Origin of the sequence: Tabrizicola sp. (assembly GCF_041911175.1) — a bacterium.
Lineage (GTDB): Bacteria > Pseudomonadota > Alphaproteobacteria > Rhodobacterales > Rhodobacteraceae > Tabrizicola.
Map to the genome: position 1 here is coordinate 138,192 of NZ_JAYRPN010000079.1, position 6,690 is coordinate 144,881.

General features: G+C 68.0%; 8 protein-coding genes. 1 reads left to right on the plus strand and 7 read right to left on the minus strand.

Going from position 1 to position 6,690, the window contains the following annotated elements; genetic code table 11:
- Positions 1–18: 18 nt before the first annotated feature.
- The 5 genes from ACE3P6_RS10960 to ACE3P6_RS10980 all read right to left on the minus strand — a co-directional run bounded on the left by ACE3P6_RS10960 (position 19) and on the right by ACE3P6_RS10980 (position 4,557).
- Positions 19–1,449, minus strand: a complete 1,431-nt coding sequence (locus tag ACE3P6_RS10960; RefSeq protein WP_374394788.1) for an aldehyde dehydrogenase family protein — start codon at positions 1,447–1,449, stop codon at positions 19–21.
- 115 nt (positions 1,450–1,564) lie between these two features.
- Complete coding sequence (modC, locus tag ACE3P6_RS10965; RefSeq protein ID WP_374394791.1) at positions 1,565–2,653, minus strand: molybdenum ABC transporter ATP-binding protein; 1,089 nt, start codon at positions 2,651–2,653, stop codon at positions 1,565–1,567.
- Complete coding sequence (gene modB, locus ACE3P6_RS10970; protein ID WP_374394793.1) at positions 2,650–3,348, minus strand: molybdate ABC transporter permease subunit; 699 nt, start codon at positions 3,346–3,348, stop codon at positions 2,650–2,652. The genes modC and modB overlap by 4 nt, the downstream gene beginning before the upstream one ends.
- 22 nt (positions 3,349–3,370) lie before the next feature.
- The gene (gene modA, locus ACE3P6_RS10975; protein WP_374394796.1) at positions 3,371–4,129 is read right to left on the minus strand and encodes a molybdate ABC transporter substrate-binding protein; all 759 of its coding nucleotides are present in this window, start codon (positions 4,127–4,129) and stop codon (positions 3,371–3,373) included.
- A gap of 62 nt (positions 4,130–4,191) precedes the next feature.
- Positions 4,192–4,557 carry a winged helix-turn-helix domain-containing protein gene (locus ACE3P6_RS10980; RefSeq protein ID WP_374394798.1) on the minus strand — a complete coding sequence of 122 codons (366 nt, stop codon included), beginning with the start codon at positions 4,555–4,557 and terminating at the stop codon, positions 4,192–4,194.
- A gap of 133 nt (positions 4,558–4,690) precedes the next feature.
- On the opposite strand from ACE3P6_RS10980, the gene ACE3P6_RS10985 reads away from it, so the two are divergent.
- Positions 4,691–4,900, plus strand: coding sequence for a molybdopterin-binding protein (locus ACE3P6_RS10985; RefSeq protein WP_374394801.1), 210 nt, complete (start codon positions 4,691–4,693; stop codon positions 4,898–4,900).
- 24 nt (positions 4,901–4,924) lie between these two features.
- Here the strand turns inward: ACE3P6_RS10985 and ACE3P6_RS10990 are convergent, their stop codons facing one another.
- Positions 4,925–5,806 (minus strand): bestrophin family protein, encoded by an 882-nt coding sequence (locus ACE3P6_RS10990; RefSeq protein WP_374394803.1) that lies wholly within the window; start codon positions 5,804–5,806, stop codon positions 4,925–4,927.
- Between the two features lie 113 nt (positions 5,807–5,919).
- The coding region (locus ACE3P6_RS10995) for an endonuclease/exonuclease/phosphatase family protein (RefSeq protein ID WP_374394806.1) at positions 5,920–6,690 on the minus strand (771 nt) is incomplete at its 5' end.

Below are 6,690 nucleotides of genomic sequence, written 5' to 3' on the forward strand. Positions count from 1 at the left end.
TTGCCGGGCGCGCGCAGATCAGTCGCCGTAGCCGACGATGCCCTTGACCTCGCAGAAGTCGTGGATGCCCCAGTCGGCATATTCGCGCCCGTTGCCGGATTGCTTGTAGCCACCGAACGGGGCCGAGGTATCCCAGTCCGGGTAGTTCAGGTTCACCGTCCCGGCGCGGAGTTTCCGCGCCACAGGCTTCGCATCCTCCACCGGCCCGGCGATATAGGCGGCAAGGCCATAGACGGTGTCGTTGGCCTGGGCGATGGCATCCTCGATGCTGTCATAGGGCTGGATCGCCAGCACCGGCCCGAAGATTTCCTCCTTGGAAATGGTCATCGCGTTGACCACGTCGCCGAAGACGGTGGGCCGCACGAACCAGCCCCGGTTCAGGTCGGCCGGGCGCCCGACGCCCCCTGTCACCAGCGTCGCGCCCTCGTCGATCCCGGCCTGGATCAGGCGCTGGACCTTGTCGAACTGCAGCTTCGAGACCAGCGGGCCAAGCACGGTCGCCTCATCACGCGGATCGCCGACCTTGATCGCGTCGGCTGTTTCCTTCGCGGCCTTCAGCGCCTCGGCCTGCTTGGCGCGCGGCACCAGCATCCGGGTCGGCGCGTCGCAGGACTGGCCGGTGTTCGACATCACCGCATTGACGCCCGCGGCCACCGCCTCGGCGATGTTGGCATTGGGCAGGATGATGTTGGGCGACTTGCCGCCCAGTTCCTGCGCCACGCGCTTCACGGTCGGGGCAGCGGCGGCGGCAATCGCCGTCCCGGCCCGGGTCGAGCCGGTGAAGCTGACCATGTCCACCTCGGGATGCGAGGACATCCGCGCGCCGACGTCGGGGCCGGCGCCGTTCACAAGATTGAAAACCCCTTTCGGCACGCCGGCATCATGCAGCACCTGCGCGAAAAGCACCCCCGACAGCGGCGCGATTTCCGACGGTTTCAACACCATCGTGCAGCCCGCGATCAGCGCCGGGGCCACCTTGCAGGCGATCTGGTTCATCGGCCAGTTCCAGGGCGTGATCAGCGCACAGACCCCGATCCCTTCATAGACGATCCGGGTGGTGCCCCGGTTGTATTCCCAGACCATCTCCTCGGCGGCCTTGATCGTCGCCTCTATATGGACCTGCCCCGCCCAGGCCTGCGCATTGCGTGCCCAGGTGATCGGCGCGCCCATCTCGGTCGACATCACCTGCGCGAAGTCCTCGTAGCGCGCGTTGTAGACCTCAAGGACGCGCTTCACCAAGGCGATCCGGTCCTTGACCGGGGTGTAGGTCCAGCCGTCAAAGGCAGCGCGGGCGGCCAGGATCGCGCGGTCGGCGTCCGCCGCGTTGCCCATCGCGACCTCGCAGACGATCTCTTCCGTCGCGGGATTCTCCACCCCGATCCGCGCGGTCGAGATCGGGTCAACCCACTGGCCGTCGATGTAGAACTTCAGCATGTTGGCGGGGATCATGGGGGGACTCCTTGGCGTTCCGGTCCGTTATGTTCAGGGAAACCTAATGGAAATCGCGATCATGGGCTAGGACGCCAGCGCAGCATCGCGCGACGAATCCGACACCGCAGCTGCGTCACGTCGCCGTACCCACGTTCTCGCGCCCGACCGAGACGGTCTTCAGCACGGCGAACACCGGCGTACCCGGGCGCAGGTCCAGCACCCGCACCGAACGCCGCGTGACGCGCGCCAGCAGGTGCTCTTCGCCCAGACGCAGCCGCACCATCGCGCCGGGGCCATCGCCCAGCCGGATCTCCTCGACCGTGGCGGCAAGCATGTTCAGCGCCGAGATGCCGCGCGGGCGTTCGGTCGCCAGCATCACGTCCTGCGCCAGGATGCGCAGCCGGAGCGTGGCACCGGGCGCGGCCCCGACATCGGGCAGGAAGACCGGGCCGCCACCGGTTTCCAGCCGGGTCAGCCCGTCGTCCTCCTGCGCCGCGACGCGGGCGAAGATCATCGACCCGGCCTCGCGCAGACCCATCGCCGGGGCGAGTGCCGGATCGGCCAGCATATCCACCGCAGGACCCGAGGCGATGACCCGGCCCGCCTCCAGCAGGACCACGGTGGTGGCGAGCCGCGCCACCTCGGCGACGGAATGGCTGACATAGAGGATCGGCAGGTGCAATTCGTCGCGCAGCCGTTCCAGATAGGGCAGGATTTCCGCCTTCCGCGCCTCGTCCAGCGCGGCGAGCGGTTCGTCCATCAGCAGAAGCCGGGGGTTCGACAGGATCGCCCGCCCGATGGCGACGCGCTGCTTCTCGCCCCCCGACAGGCTGCCGGGTCGGCGGTCCATCAGTGGCGCGATCCCCAGCAGGTCGACGATGCGACCCGTGTCCGCCCCCTGCCCCTTCGGCGCGAACCAGCGTCCATAGAGGAGGTTCTGCCGCACCGTCAGATGCGGGAACAGCCGCCCGTCCTGAAAGACATAGCCCATCCGGCGGCGGTGCGGCGGCAGCATCCGACCCGCATCGGTGTCCAGCAGCAGCGTCCCGTCCAGCGCGATCCGCCCCCGGTCCGGCCGCAAGAGGCCCGCAACCGCATCGACCACCGTCGACTTGCCCGACCCCGACCGCCCGAAGAGCGCGGTCACCCCGCCGGGGGCCTCGAATTCCGCGTCCAGCGAGAAGCCGGCAAAGCGGTGATGCAGAGCGACCGACAGCGTCATTGCCCCGATATCCTGCGCGCCACCACCCGGCTGACCCATTCCGATAGAAGCAGCGCCGTCATCGCGATGGCAATGGCCACCAGCACCAGCCGGAAGGCCCGGTCATCGCCGCCCGGCACCTGCATCCAGGCATAGATCGCCGAGGGCAAGGTCTGGGTCTGGCCGGGGATGTTCGACACGAAAGTGATCGTCGCGCCGAACTCGCCCATCGCCTTGGCGAAGGCGAGGATGGCGCCTGCGATGATCCCCGGCAGCACCAGCGGCAGGGTGACGGTGGCAAAGACCCAAAGCCGTGGTGCGCCCAAGGTGCTGGCGGCCTCCTCCAGCTTCGGGTCCACCGCCTCGACCGCCAGCCGGATCGCGCGCACCATCAGCGGAAAGGCCATGACTGCCGCCGCCAGCGCCGCCCCGGTCCAGCGGAAGGCGAGGACAAAGCCGAACCACTGGTCAAGGAATTGCCCGACATAGCCCTTGCGCCCGAAGGTGATGAGCAGAAGGTAGCCGGTCACCACCGGCGGCAGGATCAAGGGCAGATGCACCAGCCCGTTCAGAAGCTGGCGCCCGCGAAACTGCCAGCGGGCCAGCGCATAGGCGACGAAGATGCCGAAGGGCAGGCTCAGCACCGTCGCAACGGCAGAGACGCGCAGCGACAGTGTCACCGCGCGCCATTCCTCGGCTGACAGGGCCTCGAACATTGCAACCCGTTTCCGGGCTGCCTCAGTTCTTGATGGCAAAGCCCTGTGCGGTGAACTTGGCATCAGCCGCGTCCGACGACAATGCCTCGAAGAAGGCCTTGTCGGCGGCATCCTTGGCGCCGGTCAGCAGGGCGGCCGGATAAATGATCGGCTTGTGGCTGTCGTCCGGGAAGGTGCCGACCACGGTCACGTTCTCGTCCGCCACCGCATCAGACGCATAGACGATCCCGTAGGGCGCCTCGCCCGTCGAGACCAGCGCCAGCGCCGCCCGCACGTTCTCCGCCTGCGCCACCGAGCCTTCGACCGCCGACCAGACGCCCAGTTTCTCCAGCGATTCCTTGCCGTATTGCCCGGCGGGAACCGAATCGACCATCGCCATCGACAGCTTGCCGTCGCCGAGAAGCGCCTTCAGGTCGAAGTTCGGGCCGATCTCGACAGGGGCGGCATCCTTGCCATGCGCGACCAGAACCAGCGTGTTGCCCAGAAGATCCTCGCGCGTATCCGGCACGACCAGCCCGGCCTTCTCGACCTCGTCCATCCAGTTCACGGCGGCCGAGATGAAGATGTCGGCGGGCGCGCCTTCCATGATCTGCTTGGCCAGCGCGTTCGACCCGGCATAGCTGATCGTCACGGTGTTTCCGGTTTCCGCCTGGAAATCGGCGGCAACGGCGTCCAGCGCGTCCTTCAGCGAGGCGGCGGCGAAGACCACCACGTCTTCGGCCAGCACCGGCGTGGCAAGCGTGGCGGCAAGAACCGAGGCAAGGGCAAGGCGGCGAGTCATGTAGTCCTCCAATCGATATTTCCTGCCGAACATATCAATGAGGCCCGCTGACGGCGCAAGCGTTATTTTCCGCCAGAAAGATCGCTTTCCGCCTTCCCGCGCAACATTCCTTCCAGCGCGGCAAGCGGCGCGGCGGCGGCGGTTTCCGACCGCGTCACGACCTCGCGATACAGCCGCAACACCTCGGCCCCGGTGTCGGTCAACCGCGCCCCGCCCCCGCCCTGCCCGCCCCGCGCGCTGGCGACGAGCGGCTGCGCGAAGGCCGCGTTCATCTCCTCGACCAGCATCCAGGCGCGCTTGTAGCTCATCGCCATCCCGCGCCCTGCCGCAGCGATGGAACCGGTCGCGCCGATACGCTCCAGAAGCTCGGCCTTGCCGGGGCCGATCATCGCCCCGTCGAACAGGATGCGCAGCTTCAATGCCGTCATGGCCCCGTCCCTCCAGACCCGTGGGGCGATATTTCCCGAAGCGCACATCGCTTGCAAGCGGATCGCTGGCTGGACAGTCGCCGGTTGCGCTGCGAAGGTCCCGGCCTGACATGAGAAACCGGAGGTCATCGCGATGAAGTTGAGTGCAAGGAACGTTCTGCCCGGCACTGTGGTCGGGCTCACGACGGGGGCCGTCACCTCGCATGTGCGCATCGACGTCGGCGGCAGCATCGTCACCGCCGCCATCACCAACGAGGCGGTCAAGGAACTGGGCCTCGCTATCGGCGAAAAGGCCTATGCCGTAATCAAGGCCTCGGACGTGATGGTCGGCAAGGACGAATGATCCCGTTCGCCGCCCGTCGCCCTGTCAGCTCAGGTAGTGATGCACCGGCTGCAAGGGCGGGGGCGGCGCCTCGTCCAGATGCGGCGCCAGGCTGATCTCGGCGGCGCGGCAGATCGCGTCCAGCGCGATGCCGTTCAGGCTGGTGGCGAAGGGATGGCTCAGCTCCTCGGTCACTTCGGCGAGGCCGAGGAACATGTAGGCCACCACCGCGACGAAGACCGGGGTCATCCAGCCCGTCGTTCCGATCAGCGCGAAGGGCAACAGCAGACAGTAAAGATAGGTCGTGCGGTAGATCAGCAGCGAATAGACGAAGGGCAGCGGGCTGTTGGCGATCCGCTCGCAGCCCGCCTGTTGCAAGGCCATGCTGCCAAGACGCGCCGACAGCGCCCGCGCCCCGAACCCGTCCAGCGCGCCCGCGCGATGCGCCGACGCCACCACCGCGTTCAGGCGGTCAAGGGCGGCATCCGGCGGGTGGATGGCATCCGCTACGCCTTCCTGCCCGGGAGACTGGGGCGACAGGCGGCGCAGGTTCAGCCGGTGGGCGTGCAGGAAGACCAGCGCCGCGCGCAGCACCTCCTTGCGCAGGGCAGGGTCGGCCAGGAAGACCTCGACCTCGCGCGCAAGGCCGCGCATGTCGGCCAGAAGCCCACCCCAAAGCCGCCGCGCCTCCCACCAGCGGTCATAGGCCGCGTTGTTGCGAAAGCCCAGGAACAGCGACAGCCCGATCCCGAAGACCGCGAAGGACGACCCGTCGAGATGCGGCGCAAGCCCGGTCAGCCGGTCCAGCGCGACGATCAGCACCGCAACCCCGCAGAGCAGCGCCACCGGCCCGACGACCCGCGGCACGATCGACCCCCGCAGCGCGGTCAGAAGGTCCCAGAACCCCGGCTTTTCCCTGACGATCATCGCTGCCCCTTCCTGCCTGCGCGGTTCACCCGCGCCGCATCATGCCCGCCTGCCGGGCGATTGTCTGCCCGACCGCGACTCTCCGCCGCGATTTTGCGCAAGGTGCCAGGGGCTCAGATCGCGACGTCGGCCAGCAATCCCAAATGGTCCGATCCGGCCGCCGGGCGCGTGGTGACGCGACCGCCCAGCGTGGAAAAGACATGGTCGATGGGCAGGCGCAGTTGCGACGACAGTCCGATATAGCTGCCCGTGGTCGGCCCCGCCGGGCGGACGCCCAGGATCTCTGCCATCTCCGTGACCGAATTCGCCCAGCGCACCATGTTGAAATCACCCGCCATGATCGCCGGCCCCTGCAGCCTGTCGAGGATTGGCAGGATCAGTTCGACCTGCCGGGCCTGCCCATAGGGCCAGGGCCAGTGCAGATGCACCGAGACCAGCCAGAACCGGTCCTGGTTGTCCGCAGGCCCCGCGACCACCTGCATCGCGGCCAGGCCGGGGCCGCAGAATTCGGTCCCCGGAACCGGGTCGAGCCGCGTGAGGATCGCCTGCCCCCCGACGGCGCTGCCGGGGCAGTACAGCTGGTGCGGCCAGGTGTCCTTCAGCGTCTCCATCCAGGCCCGGTTTTCCGGCAGCACCTCCTGCAGCGTGACGATGGCCGGGTCTGCCGCCCGGATATCCGCCGCCAGCGCGGGCAGGTCGGCATTCCTGAAAAACACGTTCTTCTGATAGACGGCATAGGTTCCCGGCGGTCCGGGCCAGCTATAGGCCAGAAGCACCTGCCCGCCGCAGAGCAGGGCCAAGAGCATCGACACGAAGGCCGCCATCCGAAGGCCTGCGAAACTGGCGAAGACCGCCAGCACCAGCACCGCCGCCGCCGCGGCCCC